This is a genomic window from Nonomuraea sp. NPDC049725 (genome assembly GCF_040674795.1).
Classification (GTDB): Bacteria; Actinomycetota; Actinomycetes; order Streptosporangiales; family Streptosporangiaceae; genus Nonomuraea; species Nonomuraea ceibae.
The window spans coordinates 41,392-55,343 of record NZ_JBFANJ010000026.1 but is presented as its reverse complement, the minus strand read 5'-3'; the positions used below and the strand labels follow the sequence as shown (position 1 = coordinate 55,343).

Genomic DNA, 13,952 nt, shown 5'->3' with positions numbered 1-13,952 from the left:
ATATGCGGAACACCTGGCAGAAAGTCATGACCACGTTCACGCGCCGCGCTCGTACCGTCACCCGCACGCGCCCGTCGTGATCGCGTGCGGCGGGCTCCGCCGCGGGTGCCGGTCCCGTGCTCCGGCGGAAGCGGTCCGGTCACGCCGATCGGCCGTCAACCCCGCGTCCCCGGTCCGGGCGCTCCACCGGCGGCACCGGCGAACACGGGGGCGTTGCGAGCCCGTACCACGCCGGTGTGCTCGCGCCCGCGCGGCGGTGACGCGCCCGCCACGGCCGCATGCGGCCAGGTCGCGCCGGCGCCAGGGTTCGCCGCCGTGGCGGAAACGGCCGCCGGACTTCACTGAGGGTCACCAACCCACTCCGATTCCAGGAGGAATCATGAGCATCAACCCAGGCATCATCAGCGCGCTGAAGCTGCCGCCGCCCCGGCCGAGGCCGCAGGCCGCGATGGCGGCCGAACCGCCGACGCAGAGCGCCGGCGAGAGCGCCTCGGTCGTCGGCAACTCGATGGTGGCGTTCACCGCGAACGTCTCACCGCAGCACAAGGACGACCTGCTGAACTCGTTCGGCCTGGCCCAGCTCGCCGCCACCGCCGGAGGCGCCAACGCGGAGACCGACCCGCTCGGCTACTACCACAAGGTGGTCGAGGTGCTGACCAACATCGGCTACACCGGCCAATCGGTCAACTTCGGCAACTACACCGCGCAGACCGCCACCGTCGAGATCGACAAGGTGGTGCTGGAGATCATGACCTCACTGGTCACCGCGCCCGAGCTGGAGATCGTCAAGGCGGCGCTGGACGCGCTCAAGTCGTCCGCCAACGCCGACGGGGCGCCGTGGCAGCTCTATCACAGCCAGTCCACCAGCGAGAACAACGGCAGCTTCTCGATCGGCCTGGCCACCGAGACCAACAACAACGTGGCCGTCAAGCTGTCCGCCTTCCACTTCACCGGCGACGAGACGGCCACCAAGTTCCTGTGGATGTCGTACTCGTCCACGTCCGTGCACATCCAGCAGGGCCAGACCACGCTCGTCCTGAACGACACCCTTTACGCCACGGTACGGCAGGCCGTGACGGACAAGATGAGCAGCCACGCGAGCAGCTACATCGCCAACCTGCCGTCGCTGGGGAGCTAGTGAACGCCACGACGGCGCTGCTGGTCGACGGCGCGTTCCTGCTGCTGGACGGCGCTCTCACCGCGCAGCAGGGCGACGACGTGGTCAACTCGGTCCTGCTGGCCAGGCACGTGGCAGCGCAGACCGTGGCGTCCGACGCCGGCGGCTACGCCGACGCGCTGTGCCAGGCGCTCGGCAACATCGGCTGGACCAGCACCGACATCGCCACGCACAGCACCCAGCTCGCCGCCGGGAGCGCGCCCCTGACGTCCATCACGGGGGAGCTGGCCAAGCTCGCGCCCGGCGCGCTCGTCGACGAGCTCGTCACCGCGCTGGAAGGGGCCGGCCCGGCGGCCCGCCAGGCGTGGAAGGCCCCGCCCGGCCTGCTGATGATCGCCAGGCTCGACAGCGGCGTCCCGGTGCTCGCGTACGACTACAGCGAGCTCACCCCGGCCGAGCCGGCTTCGGGATACCCGTCGGCCCCGCTCACCGAGGCGGGCACGCTCGCCCAGTTCACCGGATCGGCGGCGATGAACCGGATGGTGTTCACCACCGCCTTCAGTCAGGCGCTGGCCGCCAAGGTCGCGCCGATGAGAAAGGCAGCGGTCATCCCGCTGCGACCAGAAGGGAAAGCCCGATGATTCTGCAACAGAGATCCACGCCCGACCCGGCCCAGGACCTGCCGGCCGGGGACAACACGGTCATCACCGGCCCGATGGGCGACTGCGTCTCCGTGGTCGTCCTCTGGAACCAGGCCCACGGCCAGTATCAGAACGTCCGCGGCTATCACGGGTCCGGCGGATTCCAGGCCATCAACCTGCCGTCCCTGTTCAACGCGGTGCCCAACGCCGCCGGCACCCGCATCATCGCCTTCTTCACGGCGCAGTCGCTGTCGTCGAACGACCGCCAGCGATTCCTGGACTACTGCGCCACGAACTACCCGGCCGCCCAGGCGGTCGTGGCCCAGGGAGGAGGCAACTACCGCGTCGACAGAACCGGCGCCTGGGCGCTCCAGCAATGACCACCGAACCGCGAGGAGAAACACGCATGGGAATCAGGGACTGGATCAAGAAGGCCGAAGAAGTGGCCAAGGAACACCCCGCCGAATCGGCGGAGATCCTCAAGCGGGCCGAGGAGTTCGTCGAGGACGACACCGGCCACAAGTACGACGAGCAGATCACCAAGGGACTGGAGGAGGTCAAACGCACCTTCGACGGAGCTGACGACGACGCATAACCTCTGAACAGGTTCGGAGGCGCCCGGCGAGAACCGCCGGGCGCCTCACCCGTTCAGGCCGGCCTGCTTCTCCAGCCATCCCAGAATCGCCCGGGTCGTTTCTTCCGGCTTCTCTTGCTGGATCCAATGGCCGCAGTCCAGGTTCACCACTTCCACGTCGGGCACGAACTCCGCCAGCTTGTCGGATTTCGGGACCACATCCCGGTCGCCGTAGATCATGAGGGCGGGCTGCCGGATGATCGGCTCCACGTCCGCCAGCAGGTGCCAATTACGATCAGCATTCCGGTACCAGTTGATCCCGCCCGTGAACCCTGACGTCTCGAAAGCGGAGACGAACACGGCCAGCTCCCTTTCGCTCATCAAGGGCTCACCGCGTGGCGTTTCTTCCCTGGCCAGGTTGATCAACGCCATGCCCGGCTGCGGCTCCCTGGGAGGCTCGTTCTTCCGGTACATGTTGCGGAGGAACCGGTGAACATTTTCGTCGAACACGGCGTCCGCGACGCCCGGATGCCGATTGAAGTGGACGTAGTAGAAGTCGCTGCCGAGCGCGTCCTCGATGAACTCGACCCAGGGCTTCTCTCCACGATCGAGGTAGGGCACGCTCAGGTTGATCACCTTGCTCACCCGGTCCGGATGCAACAAGGTCAGCCCCCAGACGACGATCGCCCCCCAGTCATGGCCGACGAAAACGGCGTCTTCGTATCCGTAGTGATCGAGCAGTGCGACCAGGTCACCCGACAGATGCTCGATGTCATAGTCCGTTACTTCGGCCGGGCGGGACGAGTTGCCGTAACCGCGCTGGTTCGGGACGATGACGTGGTAGCCCGCTGCGACAAGGGCGGGCATCTGATAGCGCCAGGAAAAGGCGTGCTCCGGCCAGCCGTGACAGAGCACGATGGGGTTTCCCGCGTTCTGCTGTCCCGCTTCGAAGACTTCGAGCTGTACGCCGTTGACGGAAACCATGACGGGTTCGGGGAAATCGGCCGGATCGAACATTGCATTTCCTCTCGTCTCTTCGAATGATCAGACGTCGTAGTGGGACTCTTCGGTGAGACCACGTCCCCATCCTGCGAGCGAAACCGGTCACCTCATGACCGGTTTCCTGTGAAAGTGTCGTCGGCGTGCGAACTGACCGGCTGGTGGCCATCCTCCTCTTGCTGCAACGACGCGAGCAGGTGACGGCGGCAGAGGTCGCCCGAGAGTTGGAGGTCTCCGAACGCACCGCCCGCCGCGACCTCGACGCCCTGGCCAGGGCCGGGGTGCCCGTTTACTCCACGCAGGGCCGAGGCGGCGGCTGGCGTCTCGTGGGCGGCGCCCGTACCGACCTGTCCGGGTTGACCGAGAGTGAGGCCCGCGCCCTGTTCCTGGTCGCCGGCCCGGCCTCCGCTACGACGCCGGCCGTCAAAGCGGCTCTGCGCAAGCTCGTCCGTGCCCTGCCGGAGCCGTTCCGGGTGCAGGCCGAAACGGCGGCGACCTCCTTGGCCAGGGACCCGGAACGATGGGGGTCGAGCCGGGTCGAGCACCCGCCGCCTCGCTTCCTCGACGAGCTCCAGGACGCGGTGATCCGCGGCGTCCAGGTGCGGCTCGGCTACGTCGACCGCGAAGGCGCGGAAACCGAGAGAACCGTCCACCCGCTGGGCATCGTCGCCAAAGGCCCGTCTTGGTACCTCGTCTCCGACACCGGGACCGGCCTGCGGAGCTTCCGGATCGACCGCGTGTCCTCCGCCGACCCGACTGGCGATCCCGTGCACCGGCCCCCGGGCTTCGACCTGGCCGAGAGCTGGCGCGAGATCGCCGACGAGATCGACCGCAGGCGGACGCCCCTGGAGACCCAGGCGGTATGCGCGCCCCAGGGGATAGGGCTGCTGCGGGCGCTGCTCGGCGGTCGGCTCCAGGTCGGAGGTCCCACGGTGGACGGCCGCATCGAGGTCGTGATCCGCGGCAACAACGAGTACGCGCTCGCCGTCGAGCTCGCCGGGCTGACCGAATGGCTCGAGGTGACCGGCCCTCCAGGCGTGCGGGACCACCTGGCCGCGATCGGCAACGCACTCGTCGAGCGATACGCCTGCTTGCCCCCGGCCCTGTCGGTAGCGGCTGACAGCATGACGCCATGACCCTGCGACCTCTCGACGTCTCGTGGCTCTGCGACGAATACGCCGGGGAGTGCTACAGCTTCATCTACGTCCGTGCCGCGCCCGAACAGGTGATTGCCCGCCTCGGCGGCCAATGGGAGAACTTCACGCCCGGCCCCTTCCCCGGCGACCCGGATGAATATCCACGCCCTGGGGATCCTCTCGGCGTCACCGCCATCGGGGATTGGACGTTCGTCTTCGACTCGTACTGGCTCGTCATCGACGAGAACCTGATCGCCGAGCTTTCCCGAGGCACCCGCCTCGTCTCCCAGGCCGCGCTCAGCCTGAAGGGCCTGGACTACTTCTATTGGTGCGAGGACGGCGAGATCAGGTTCTGCCACGGAGCCGATGTGAATGATCCGACCGGAACACCGGACGAGCTCGTGGAGACGATGGCCGAAATCGACCGGCTCTACCCGTCGTTTCCCGACCTCTACAAGGGGCCGGCTTTCCTTCTCGTCGAGCACCTGACCGGGATCAGGCTGACGGAGGAATTGTTGAAAGGTTGCACGTTCCGGTGGGGCGCCATCCCCAGAACGTGATGCCGGACCTCGGCCGCCTAGCTCGCCGGGCGTGGAGCGATCTGGGAGATGCGCTGGTGGGACAAGCCCAGTGCGCTGCCCGCGTCTCGGGTGCTCCACCCTTTGCCGACCAGAAGACGAGCGGCCCGATAGACCGCATCCCGCTCGGCCAGCTCGGCCTGGACACGGGCGCTGCGAGCCGCGGAGACGGTGGCCAGCGCGGCAGCGACCTCAGGGTCACCGGGGACGAACTGAACGGCGACGGCGTCGGGTTTGTCCTCGCGGAGCTTGAGGACGCAGTCGACGACGTTCTCCTTGGTCTCCTTCCAGCTCGCACCCTGTACGTGGGCTGTCTGCCCACCGGGGAGGTCACGAACGGTGGCGGTCCAGTGCTTGCCGATGCGCGTGACGGTGGCCTGGTAGGTGATGGCTTCGGGCTCGTTCTCGCCGATGTTCTCCACGGGCCCGAATTCGTCGAGAATTTCATCGGAACGTGAGCGCATGACGTCAGCGTAGAGGGATATGCCATTCATGGCTAGTGAGCTAGACAGTTCTTGTCCAGTCACCTCGCCAGAGCTGATCAGTACGGAACGTTCACCCCGGCGCCCGAGCGCTTAGCTTTGGCTCAGCCTCGGTCCCGGCCTTTGGCTGCGGCTGAGAGGATGCCGAAATGATCCCGAATGCTGTCGACTACCTCTGGTTCAACGACGACCGGTTCCCCGACCTGGCGGACTCGTACTGCTTCACCCTTGTCCGCGACATGACCCCCGAGTTACTGATGACCCGTCTCGGTGCCCAGGCCGCAGCTTCCCCTCGTAAGACGCTCGATGAGCTGATCACTGCTTCCTACCCCGACCCTGGCACATTCGGCACCCGGGACGGCAAGCATTTCGGAACCGTCTCCCTCGGGGATTGGCTGCTCATCGTCGAGGTGAACGGGCACCTGGGCGTGAGCAGGAAAACCATCCTGCCGTTGTCGGCCGATACGCGACTCGTTTCGCATTCCCGCAACGTCAACGCAGTCGGTTACTTCTACTGGGTGGAAGACGGGGAGATTCGCCTCTTCTTCGACCCGCTTTTCCCCTACTCCCGCCACGGCAGTTCCCCGGACGAACTCGTGGAGGTCATGCAACGAGTCGGCTTCGACCTTGCCGGCGACGACAGCGTTTCCGATAATCACGACAAGGCGGCGTTCGCACTGGCCGAGCACGTCACCGGGGTCAAGCTGACGCCACAGTTGCTGGAGGAGTCCACCTACCTGTGCGGCCTGGTGCCTCCGCCCCGATGAGCACGCCACGACCGTTCGGGGCGCGCCCCATCGCTCATCAAGGATTTCCGGCGGGGAAGTCGGTGGCGAGAGCGCCGTAGACGAAGGTGTCCGTCCACTCGCCCTTGCTCCACCAGTCCTGCCGGAGGTGGGCTTCGCGCTGCATTCCGGCGCGCTGCGCGAGTCGTGCGGAGGCCTCGTTGCGAGCGTCCATCTGCGCTACGACCCGGTGCACCCGGTACTGCTCGAATGCCAGCCGGAGCACGGCTCGCACGGCCTCTGTCGCGAACCCTCGGCCACTGTGGGCGGGGTCCATCACCCAGCCGATTTCGGCGACTCGACGCTCCACGTCGGTCAGCCAGATCGCCACGTCGCCGACGACCGCGCCCTCATGCTCGATGATCAGGGCAAGAGCGGCATTCCGGCTGTCGAGCCCCGTCCGCACCATCCGCTCGCTGATACGACGGGCAGCGTCCTCCTCCGACCACGGCTCTTCGAGAAGATAGCGGGCGACGTCGGGACGACTGTAGGTGCGCCACAATGCGTGTACGTCGGCTTGCTGGTACAGCCTCAGCCGTAGCCGCTCCGTCTCCAAGGGAAACAGCGTGATCGGTTCGAGGTCGAGAGCGTAGTGCTGCGCGACGACCTCCTGGCCCGAAGGGGCGACGCCACGGGTCTCCTCGCCTCGGCCGAAGCCGGACCGTTCGAGCACCCGCCGAGACGCCTCGTTTTCAGGAACGGTACGGGCTGCGAGCCTGGTGAATCCGCTGCGCCTGACGAACTCGACCGCGAGATCCAGCGCCGCCGCGGCGACGCCCTTGCCCCGGTGATCCGGGTGCACCCAGAAGCCGACCTCGACAGAGCCTTCCTCCACGCCGAACAGCACCAGACTCCCGGCGAAGGCATCGTCGGCGGGGTCGGCGACGGCCAGCACCGCGAGGTCGCCGCGCTCCATCCCTTCGCGGATCGTCCCCTCGATAGACGCTTTCACGGACGCCTCGGTGTACTCGGGCTCCGGCAGATGCGCGTACTGACGCACTGCGGGGTCGGCTGTGCCCGCGGCATACGCGCCGGCGTCGGCGGGGCGCATAGCACGCAACACTGCACCCTTGTTGCGAAGCGGGAGAAGGCTGGCATCCAACATACCGGGTAAGCTAACATAGTTCGGATAAAGTGGTCATGTGAGTTATTGGGAGCGCCGCAAGCCTGTCCGCAGAGCGCGCGCCGTGGACGTGCGCGACGTCGCACGAACGGCCGTGGAGCTGCTGGACGAGGGCGGACTGCGAGCGCTCACCGTCCGCGCCGTCGCGTTCCGGCTGGAAGTGGCTCCTGCCAGCCTGTACTCCAGAGTCACGTCGGTCGACGACCTCTACGACCTCGCGCTCGATGACGCACTCGGGCGCGACACGCAACTGCAGGAAGCCCTCAAGCAGGCCGGGCTCCACGCCCTGATGCTCGCCTACTACCGCCATCTCGTACGGCACCCCTGGGCGTGCCAGGTCATCGCCATGCGCGCCCCCAGGGGGCCGAACTACCTGCGCCTCTCCGAGCGCATGTGCGTCCTGCTCGCCGAGCGCGGCGCGACCGACCCCCTCAGCGATGCGTACGCGCTGTCGAACTTCGTCATCGGCAGCGCGACAACGACTCCGACGGCAGGCCACGAGCGAGACGCCCCTGTCGACCACGAAATCGCCCCGCTCTACGCATCACTGCACGCGGCCCACACAGTGGACACCGAAACCATCATCGAGGCGGGACTCGACGCCCTCCTGCACCGATAACCGCCGAGCCCAGCCAGCACGCCGTGGTACCAATCCGGAACAGCTCAATGGACGAGGCGCAATCCGAGCGGAGCGATGCCCAAATTTGTCGACGTGTAGCTGCCGATCAGCGATGAATTCGTCAACGATGCGCCGGGTCGCAGCGAGGGCCTCTTCTCCTCCGGCCTGCTCAATGTGATCGGCGCGGTTCCACTTCTTGAACGTCGTCATTGGTTCTGCTCGTCCCTTTCTACGCACTTCTACAAGAAGACCTCGTGAAGGTATGCAGCGAAGTCTCATCCACGGAGACGCGCCGAGCGCTGACGGCGCGACGATGCCGTCTGCGACTCGTAGCCGGTCCTTCGAAAGAGGAGGACGAGTGCGCCCACAAGGGTCGTGATCACGCCGGAGAACAGGGCGACGACGGCTACGACGAACTCCCCGTCCGGATCACCGATCCCGGAAGGTCGTCCTTCAACCCAGTTCATCGCCGCCCACGCCTGCGTTGCGACGACCACGCCGAACAGCGTCGTGATCGAGCCAAGAGTGTAGCCAGGTGTACGCGTCCACGACCGCTTGGCGGTCAGCACGACGCCCACCAGCAGCGCGAGCGGAACGGTTATGACCTGTCCGGCGTCCAGCGCCGTCAAGGCTGCGAGTCGGGCATGCTCGAAGTTCTCGCCGCGCTGGAGCCTTATGAGCGGCAGCACTGCGACACCACTGAGAAGGCCGATCGCCAGCAACCGAAAGCATCGCCACGTACAGGATGATCGTGCACCGGTTCGTCGCTGTGCTACCCCCACTGAGCGCGAGCCGATCCCGCGGAACCCGTGTCGGATCAAGGGCGCCGACAGCGAGCACACGCCCGAGCGTCCGGTCCTCACCGTGGCCCAGGTCTTCGAACTGGCTGACCGGCGCTTCAATGCCCGGGTCCTGCTGTCCATGTTCGCGAGCCTGCGCTGGGGCGCTTCGTCGTAGCAGCATCGATTTCGACGCCCCGGAAGGTGCAGGTGCAGCATTCCCCTGGCGATCGTCCCCGCCCTGACCCAACACCTCGCCACGTACGGCGGGCGCGAGCCTGGCCGGGCTCAAGGTCCGTATGGGCCAGGACAGTGGCCGCGCCGCACCCAGGTGGCGGCCGGACAGCAGGAGTCACCGGAGGCTGGTAGCGCATCAATGGCAAAAACGCGCCGCACCAAGATCGGTTGCGAGGCGCTTGTCCTGGTGGAGCCTAGGAGATTCGAACTTGCAAACGGGAGCCAGTCACAAGGTCGAGCGGTCTTTCGCCTGGTCAAGCGGTCGATGGTGACTGGTTAAGCATGCTGCTGTACGCCGGCGTTGCTGTATCGGGCTGCTGTACGTAGTTCCGCTGCAACCGCTGATCGTCATCTGCCCCTTTGGGAAGGGCGGACGCCTCGTGAGCTTCCTCCCGCACTTGTTAAGCAGTCGATACGGGCCGTGCTGTGTGGTCGAAGGTGACCGTGTTGCCGTGGCGCTGCTACGCAGCACTCCCCAACGAACTACGAGACGTCGGCCGTAACGATCCTCCGAGAAGGCTGAGAGACCAGCACAACCAGTTACTCCTGCCTATTCGCCTTTTTGTCGATCGCATGGCGAACTGCACGGAACATCCGGATCAGCTCCGGGAGCTTGGCCAAGACCTCCCTCAATTGGGTGATCATGAGGGTGAGGAAGCCGAAGCCCGCGAGCATGAAGAGTGTCAGGGTGTTCCAGTTCACGAGGACACCTCCGCGTTCATATCGTCCTCTCGGTCAGCGTCCTCATCCCGAATGATCACGCCGTGTCCCTCCAAAGCTTCGTAGATCTCGTCGGGACCGCAGTCGATGTGTTCGACGTCGTGGCGCCCCTGGCAGTCCGACGGGCACTCGAACTCAGCGCACGTCTCAGGCTCGGCTGGGGCAGCCTGATTAATGAGGTAATAGGTGAAGATGTTCGCCACTAGGCTCCTGACCTGGTGCATCTGGAGGAAGAGTGCGAACTCAATGCGTTTCACTTCAGCGCCGCCCTCGGGAGATAGTGGCACCGGTCGCTCCTCCATCGCCCATGCGTGGGCGGACTCCAGTGAAACCACTAGCCACGCGAGTTGCAGTGGCTCCAGATTCCCAGCCTCGGCAAGGCGCTCTACCGCATCTCCCGCGCGCCGGACATTCTCGACCGACGACAGGTAGCGCTTCAGCGCTGGTGGCAATGTGTCGCCAGCGCTCTCCACAGCGCGTTCACTCGCAGCGTGGCGCTCCCGGCGAACCTGGGCGACGAATGCAGTGAGACAGTCGCGGCACGCGTAGAGGGAATCGTCGTTGCCGGGTTCCACCGCGATGCGCTGATTCCCCGGACTTGCAAAGGGCTCGTCGCACAGGGCGCAATTCACGCCCAGCTCCTGGTTCTTGCTCGTTGTAGTCGGCATTGCGTTCAGGAGCTCATTCTGAGCGTACGCGGGTATATGCATGGCCCCTCCATCGCTGAACGGCGCGAGCGGCTTTCTGCCGCCTCAACCATCTTCAGCGCCCCCTGGCCGAGGGTGTCGACTGTTGACAGCCGATCGCGGAAATTGGCGGAAGCTGACTCACACGCTCCCTACCCTCCTTAGGCTGTTGACAAGATCTGACGCCTGAAAGGATCAAGGGCGCTGCCCATGTCAACCTCACCGCACCTGGAAAGTCACGAGGCTCTTGGAAAGCTGACAATGGCGCTTCAGGAGCTCCACCGGGCGGCGGGGCGGCCCAGCCACCGCCGAGTCAGCGATTCGATCAAGGATGGTCCCTATCCTGCGACGGTTAGCCACGAGGGTGTTCGAAGCACGCTCAAAGGTTTGCGCTCGCCCCGCTGGGAGACCGTCGAGTCGATCGTCTCGTTCCTCGCGGGCTGCTGCCGACCGCCGCGGGACCCTGACATCGAGGTGGCGCGCTTCCTTCCGCTGTGGCGCGCAGTCAAGGAAGGCGACGCGGGCGCCCTGAAGTCAGCCCGGGAATTCGTCCTAGCGCAGGGCTGGGGTGATGATGGCGGCTCCTGGACTCCCGAGATGGTCGCGGGAGTGATGATCAACCCGTTCAATGCGGTCCAGCTCGACCCGGCGCTCACCGCCAGGCACGATCCTCTGGTCTCGGAAGAGGAGTGGGTGAAGGTCAACCTCCGCGTCATCGAGCAGCACGGCGCTGAGTTCTTCCTGTACGCTCTACTGCGCATTTTGAAGGGCGAGTACGTCGGCGAAGAGGGGGGTAGCCCTTACGGCTACCAGTCCCCTAGCCAGGAGATGGATGAAGACACGGCCCGCGAGGCCTTCGACTTCGCCTGCGGCCAGATTCTGCGGCGCCTGCGCGCCGAGCCGAACCTGCTGGCGCGTTCGATCAAGGCGTTTCATAGCGATGACAGCCTGGACGAGGAGGAGCGCGAGGAGATCTTGCGCGCAGAGTCGGACCCGAGCCTCATGAGGGAGGTTATGACGCTCTCCCCGGAGAGCTGGCTGGAAGTCTCCGAGGAGGCCCACTTGCTGGTCTTTACCTACCTCGTCAAAGAGGGCAGGACAGTCGGCCGGCCGGGTCTTCCCCCCGAGCAGCGCTTTTTGATCACTTGGCGGGTACCGGAATTGCCGGATGTCTAGACCCTGGATCTTCGCCGGACCGGACAACGGGGCGCTGCGCAACACCAGCTTCAACCGTCGCGTCTGGGCCAAGGCGTTCGAAGACGCGGGCGTGTCGAAGACTCACTTCCACGATCTGCGGCACACCGGCAACACCCTGGCCGCCAGCGTGGGCGCGTCCACCCGAGATCTGATGACCCGCATGGGACACTCCAGCACCCGGGCAGCGCTCATCTACCAGCACTCCACCGACGAGCGCTAGCGCGAAAGTGGCGCGCGAGCTTGACGCCCTCGCACGCGGCGCACTGGCCAAGAAGCCATCGGGCACGGCACCAGAACCAGCCCCACAAAGATCGAAAGCCCAGGCCGCTGACCTGGGCTTTCATATGAGTGGAGCCTAGGAGATTCGAACTCCTGACATCCTGCTTGCAAAGCAGGCGCTCTGCCAGCTGAGCTAAGGCCCCTTGAGCGAACGAAAGCTAGCTTACCGAACCTACGCGGGTACCTGCGTCGTGCCGAGGTCGTCCGTGAGGATCAGGTCGGGGAGGCTGTTGATCGATTCCAGGAGGTGGGTGGCGCCGCCTTTGACCAGGCGTTCGCGGCTGTGGACGCCGGTGAGGACGCCGGCCACGATGGCGGCGCCGGCGCTGCGGCCGCAGAGCATGTCGCTTTCGGAGTCGCCCGCGACCGCCACCTGACGGACGTCGGGGATGCCGAGGCGGAGCACGGCGTGCAGGACCATGTCGGGCCAGGGGCGGCCGCGGCCGCCCGCGTCTTCGGGGGTGATGGCGAGGTCGACCTTGTCATGCCAGTTGAGCATGGCGAGGACCCGGCTCAGCGTGGTGCGGCTGAAGCCGGTGATCAGGGCGACGTGGACGCCGGAGCCCCGGAGTTTGTCGAAGACCTCGATGACACCGGGCGTCGGGATGAGGCCGGCGCGTTCGATGGCGCCCTCGTAGGAGCGTTCGAACGTGAGGTTCGCCGCCTGGGCCTGTGCTTCGTTGTCGGGGAAGATCCCGCGGAAGACATCGATGGTCGGGCGGCCCCGGGACCGGTGCACGTGAACCATGGCACGTGCGTAGGCCCCGGTCCCGGGGACTATGCCCTGGGTCGCGATCGCCTCGGCGAACGCGCGCTCGACCATGGCGATGTCACCGACCGTGGTGCCTGAAAGGTCCAGGCACGCCAGTTTGATGGGGATGACGTCACTCATCGCCTCGCCGGTCGGTTAGTTCTCGCTACCGGTCGCCTCGGTCCACAGATCGAGCTCGGCGCGGTCAGCCTGCACCTTGCGCCAGATCAGCAACCCCCCAAGGGCGACCAGCGCCAGAACAAGCAGCTTCTTCACGGTGTGACCCCACTTCTTCGACGGTCTCACCTGCCGGGGTGAGACCCAACGGTTGACTTGCAGCCTAGCAAGTGATGGCAGCGGTCCTACGTACCCATCAGTTGGATCATGCCAAATGCGGCGGGTGAGTGCGCGAGGAAGAAAGTCCCCTCCGTCGGGCATACCCCAGGGGGGTAGGGTGTTAGAGTCTGCAGAGCAGACAGCACGAGTTTACGAAGGAGCACGACATGAGCACCGCCACCTTCACCGTGAACGGCATGACCTGCGGCCACTGCGTGAGTTCGGTCAAGGAGGAGGTCGAGGAGGTCGCCGGCGTCACGTCCGTCGAAGTCGACCTGGCGAGCGGCCTGCTGACCGTGGTCAGCGACGCCCCCGTCGACCGGTCCGACATCAGCAAGGCCGTCGAAGAGGCCGGTTACGAGCTGGCCGGGTAGGCGGCTCAGTGCCGGCGGCCGAAGAACCGCCGGGCGCGGTCGCCGGAGAGCGGCGCGTCGTCCGGCGGTGTCGGCTGCCGTACGATCACGACGGTCGTACGGGCGTGCCGCGCGCAGTACATGCTGGTCGAGGGCAGGAACATCCTGCTGATCAGCCCGCGCCTGCCCCGGCCGAGCACCAGCAGATCACCCTCGCCCGCCAGGTCGACGAGGTGATAGCCGGGGTCGCCCACCCTGGCCAGCATGGCGACGGTGAGGTCGTCGGGCACACCGCCCGCCACGTCGTCGAACACGCCCGCCACCACCTCCGCGCAGCGGGCCTCCTCCCCCTGTCTGACGGCGTGCTGCACGGGCAGCGCCTCGGGGAACGGATGCACGGGAGCCCGGCTGACGTGCACGGCGACCAGCGCCATGCGGTGGAGCCTGGCCACGCCGATCGACCAGGCCAGCGCCCAGCGCGAGGCCGGGGACTCGTCCACTCCCACGATCAGCCTCGGGCCGCCAGGCAGGTCCTGATCCACCACGCCCCTCCCTCGGGT

General features: G+C 66.2%; 20 protein-coding genes and 1 tRNA gene. 11 read left to right on the top strand and 10 right to left on the bottom strand.

The window, feature by feature from the left end:
• The first annotated feature begins 379 nt into the window (after positions 1-379).
• From AB0J53_RS41995 to AB0J53_RS41980, 4 genes are read left to right on the top strand one after another with little or no spacing between them, the layout of a single operon-like run.
• Positions 380-1,138 (top strand): hypothetical protein, encoded by a 759-nt coding sequence (locus AB0J53_RS41995; RefSeq protein WP_357582937.1) that lies wholly within the window; start codon positions 380-382, stop codon positions 1,136-1,138.
• The gene (locus tag AB0J53_RS41990) at positions 1,138-1,758 is read left to right on the top strand and encodes a hypothetical protein (protein WP_364183091.1); all 621 of its coding nucleotides are present in this window, start codon (positions 1,138-1,140) and stop codon (positions 1,756-1,758) included. Before AB0J53_RS41995 ends, AB0J53_RS41990 begins: the two co-directional genes overlap by 1 nt.
• Entirely contained in the window at positions 1,755-2,138 is a 384-nt protein-coding gene (locus AB0J53_RS41985; RefSeq protein WP_357582933.1) for a hypothetical protein, read from the top strand. Before AB0J53_RS41990 ends, AB0J53_RS41985 begins: the two co-directional genes overlap by 4 nt.
• A gap of 26 nt (positions 2,139-2,164) precedes the next feature.
• Positions 2,165-2,353 (top strand): antitoxin, encoded by a 189-nt coding sequence (locus AB0J53_RS41980; protein WP_357582931.1) that lies wholly within the window; start codon positions 2,165-2,167, stop codon positions 2,351-2,353.
• A gap of 45 nt (positions 2,354-2,398) precedes the next feature.
• Here AB0J53_RS41980 and AB0J53_RS41975 read toward each other — a convergent pair whose 3' ends face one another.
• Positions 2,399-3,349, bottom strand: a complete 951-nt coding sequence (locus tag AB0J53_RS41975; RefSeq protein ID WP_364183087.1) for an alpha/beta hydrolase — start codon at positions 3,347-3,349, stop codon at positions 2,399-2,401.
• Between the two features lie 125 nt (positions 3,350-3,474).
• Here AB0J53_RS41975 and AB0J53_RS41970 point away from each other — a divergent pair, with 125 nt between their 5' ends.
• Positions 3,475-4,467, top strand: a complete 993-nt coding sequence (locus tag AB0J53_RS41970) for a WYL domain-containing protein (RefSeq protein WP_364183085.1) — start codon at positions 3,475-3,477, stop codon at positions 4,465-4,467.
• Entirely contained in the window at positions 4,464-5,027 is a 564-nt protein-coding gene (locus AB0J53_RS41965) for a DUF6461 domain-containing protein (protein WP_364183082.1), read from the top strand. Before AB0J53_RS41970 ends, AB0J53_RS41965 begins: the two co-directional genes overlap by 4 nt.
• A 17-nt stretch (positions 5,028-5,044) precedes the next feature.
• Here AB0J53_RS41965 and AB0J53_RS41960 read toward each other — a convergent pair whose 3' ends face one another.
• A complete protein-coding gene (locus AB0J53_RS41960; RefSeq protein ID WP_219504266.1) occupies positions 5,045-5,509 on the bottom strand; it encodes a hypothetical protein in 465 nt (154 codons plus the stop codon).
• A gap of 167 nt (positions 5,510-5,676) precedes the next feature.
• On the opposite strand from AB0J53_RS41960, the gene AB0J53_RS41955 reads away from it, so the two are divergent.
• Complete coding sequence (locus AB0J53_RS41955) at positions 5,677-6,294, top strand: DUF6461 domain-containing protein (protein ID WP_364183079.1); 618 nt, start codon at positions 5,677-5,679, stop codon at positions 6,292-6,294.
• Positions 6,295-6,331: 37 nt separating this feature from the next.
• Here AB0J53_RS41955 and AB0J53_RS41950 read toward each other — a convergent pair whose 3' ends face one another.
• Positions 6,332-7,417 (bottom strand): GNAT family N-acetyltransferase, encoded by a 1,086-nt coding sequence (locus AB0J53_RS41950; protein ID WP_364183076.1) that lies wholly within the window; start codon positions 7,415-7,417, stop codon positions 6,332-6,334.
• Positions 7,418-7,499: 82 nt separating this feature from the next.
• Between AB0J53_RS41950 and AB0J53_RS41945 the strand changes: the two genes are divergently transcribed.
• Positions 7,500-8,054, top strand: a complete 555-nt coding sequence (locus AB0J53_RS41945) for a TetR/AcrR family transcriptional regulator C-terminal domain-containing protein (RefSeq protein WP_357582918.1) — start codon at positions 7,500-7,502, stop codon at positions 8,052-8,054.
• 275 nt (positions 8,055-8,329) lie between these two features.
• Here AB0J53_RS41945 and AB0J53_RS41940 read toward each other — a convergent pair whose 3' ends face one another.
• The 3 genes from AB0J53_RS41940 to AB0J53_RS41930 all read right to left on the bottom strand — a co-directional run bounded on the left by AB0J53_RS41940 (position 8,330) and on the right by AB0J53_RS41930 (position 10,422).
• Positions 8,330-8,776, bottom strand: a complete 447-nt coding sequence (locus AB0J53_RS41940; protein WP_364183073.1) for a hypothetical protein — start codon at positions 8,774-8,776, stop codon at positions 8,330-8,332.
• Positions 8,777-9,610: 834 nt separating this feature from the next.
• Positions 9,611-9,772: a hypothetical protein gene (locus tag AB0J53_RS41935; protein WP_364183070.1), complete on the bottom strand. Its 162-nt coding sequence runs from the start codon at positions 9,770-9,772 to the stop codon at positions 9,611-9,613.
• A complete protein-coding gene (locus AB0J53_RS41930; RefSeq protein WP_364183067.1) occupies positions 9,769-10,422 on the bottom strand; it encodes a hypothetical protein in 654 nt (217 codons plus the stop codon). The genes AB0J53_RS41935 and AB0J53_RS41930 overlap by 4 nt, the downstream gene beginning before the upstream one ends.
• Positions 10,423-10,686: 264 nt before the next feature.
• On the opposite strand from AB0J53_RS41930, the gene AB0J53_RS41925 reads away from it, so the two are divergent.
• The gene (locus AB0J53_RS41925) at positions 10,687-11,652 is read left to right on the top strand and encodes a hypothetical protein (RefSeq protein ID WP_364183064.1); all 966 of its coding nucleotides are present in this window, start codon (positions 10,687-10,689) and stop codon (positions 11,650-11,652) included.
• Complete coding sequence (locus tag AB0J53_RS41920; protein WP_364183061.1) at positions 11,645-11,893, top strand: tyrosine-type recombinase/integrase; 249 nt, start codon at positions 11,645-11,647, stop codon at positions 11,891-11,893. The genes AB0J53_RS41925 and AB0J53_RS41920 overlap by 8 nt, the downstream gene beginning before the upstream one ends.
• A 129-nt stretch (positions 11,894-12,022) precedes the next feature.
• Here AB0J53_RS41920 and AB0J53_RS41915 read toward each other — a convergent pair.
• The 3 genes from AB0J53_RS41915 to AB0J53_RS41905 form a co-directional block, all read right to left on the bottom strand.
• A tRNA-Ala gene (locus AB0J53_RS41915) sits at positions 12,023-12,095 on the bottom strand.
• 29 nt (positions 12,096-12,124) lie between these two features.
• Positions 12,125-12,844, bottom strand: a complete 720-nt coding sequence (locus AB0J53_RS41910) for an HAD family hydrolase (RefSeq protein ID WP_364183058.1) — start codon at positions 12,842-12,844, stop codon at positions 12,125-12,127.
• A 15-nt stretch (positions 12,845-12,859) separates the two neighbouring features.
• Entirely contained in the window at positions 12,860-12,979 is a 120-nt protein-coding gene (locus AB0J53_RS41905) for a DLW-39 family protein (RefSeq protein WP_013130296.1), read from the bottom strand.
• Positions 12,980-13,206: 227 nt separating this feature from the next.
• On the opposite strand from AB0J53_RS41905, the gene AB0J53_RS41900 reads away from it, so the two are divergent.
• Positions 13,207-13,413, top strand: a complete 207-nt coding sequence (locus tag AB0J53_RS41900; RefSeq protein ID WP_364183055.1) for a heavy metal-associated domain-containing protein — start codon at positions 13,207-13,209, stop codon at positions 13,411-13,413.
• Positions 13,414-13,418: 5 nt separating this feature from the next.
• Here AB0J53_RS41900 and AB0J53_RS41895 read toward each other — a convergent pair whose 3' ends face one another.
• Positions 13,419-13,937 carry a universal stress protein gene (locus AB0J53_RS41895; protein WP_357582910.1) on the bottom strand — a complete coding sequence of 173 codons (519 nt, stop codon included), beginning with the start codon at positions 13,935-13,937 and terminating at the stop codon, positions 13,419-13,421.
• Positions 13,938-13,952 lie beyond the last annotated feature (15 nt).

What these genes read in the sequence shown, in the direction of transcription:
- AB0J53_RS41925 (WP_364183064.1), top strand. Translation starts at nt 10,687, where the DNA reads ATGTCAACCTCACCGCACCTGGAAAGTCACGAGGCTCTTGGAAAGCTG.
- AB0J53_RS41980 (WP_357582931.1), top strand. Translation starts at nt 2,165, where the DNA reads ATGGGAATCAGGGACTGGATCAAGAAGGCCGAAGAAGTGGCCAAGGAA.
- AB0J53_RS41920 (WP_364183061.1), top strand. Translation starts at nt 11,645, where the DNA reads ATGTCTAGACCCTGGATCTTCGCCGGACCGGACAACGGGGCGCTGCGC.
- AB0J53_RS41965 (WP_364183082.1), top strand. Translation starts at nt 4,464, where the DNA reads ATGACCCTGCGACCTCTCGACGTCTCGTGGCTCTGCGACGAATACGCC.
- AB0J53_RS41955 (WP_364183079.1), top strand. Translation starts at nt 5,677, where the DNA reads ATGATCCCGAATGCTGTCGACTACCTCTGGTTCAACGACGACCGGTTC.
- AB0J53_RS41960 (WP_219504266.1), bottom strand. Translation starts at nt 5,509, where the DNA reads ATGCGCTCACGTTCCGATGAAATTCTCGACGAATTCGGGCCCGTGGAG.
- AB0J53_RS41995 (WP_357582937.1), top strand. Translation starts at nt 380, where the DNA reads ATGAGCATCAACCCAGGCATCATCAGCGCGCTGAAGCTGCCGCCGCCC.
- AB0J53_RS41900 (WP_364183055.1), top strand. Translation starts at nt 13,207, where the DNA reads ATGAGCACCGCCACCTTCACCGTGAACGGCATGACCTGCGGCCACTGC.
- AB0J53_RS41950 (WP_364183076.1), bottom strand. Translation starts at nt 7,417, where the DNA reads ATGTTGGATGCCAGCCTTCTCCCGCTTCGCAACAAGGGTGCAGTGTTG.
- AB0J53_RS41985 (WP_357582933.1), top strand. Translation starts at nt 1,755, where the DNA reads ATGATTCTGCAACAGAGATCCACGCCCGACCCGGCCCAGGACCTGCCG.
- AB0J53_RS41910 (WP_364183058.1), bottom strand. Translation starts at nt 12,844, where the DNA reads ATGAGTGACGTCATCCCCATCAAACTGGCGTGCCTGGACCTTTCAGGC.
- AB0J53_RS41975 (WP_364183087.1), bottom strand. Translation starts at nt 3,349, where the DNA reads ATGTTCGATCCGGCCGATTTCCCCGAACCCGTCATGGTTTCCGTCAAC.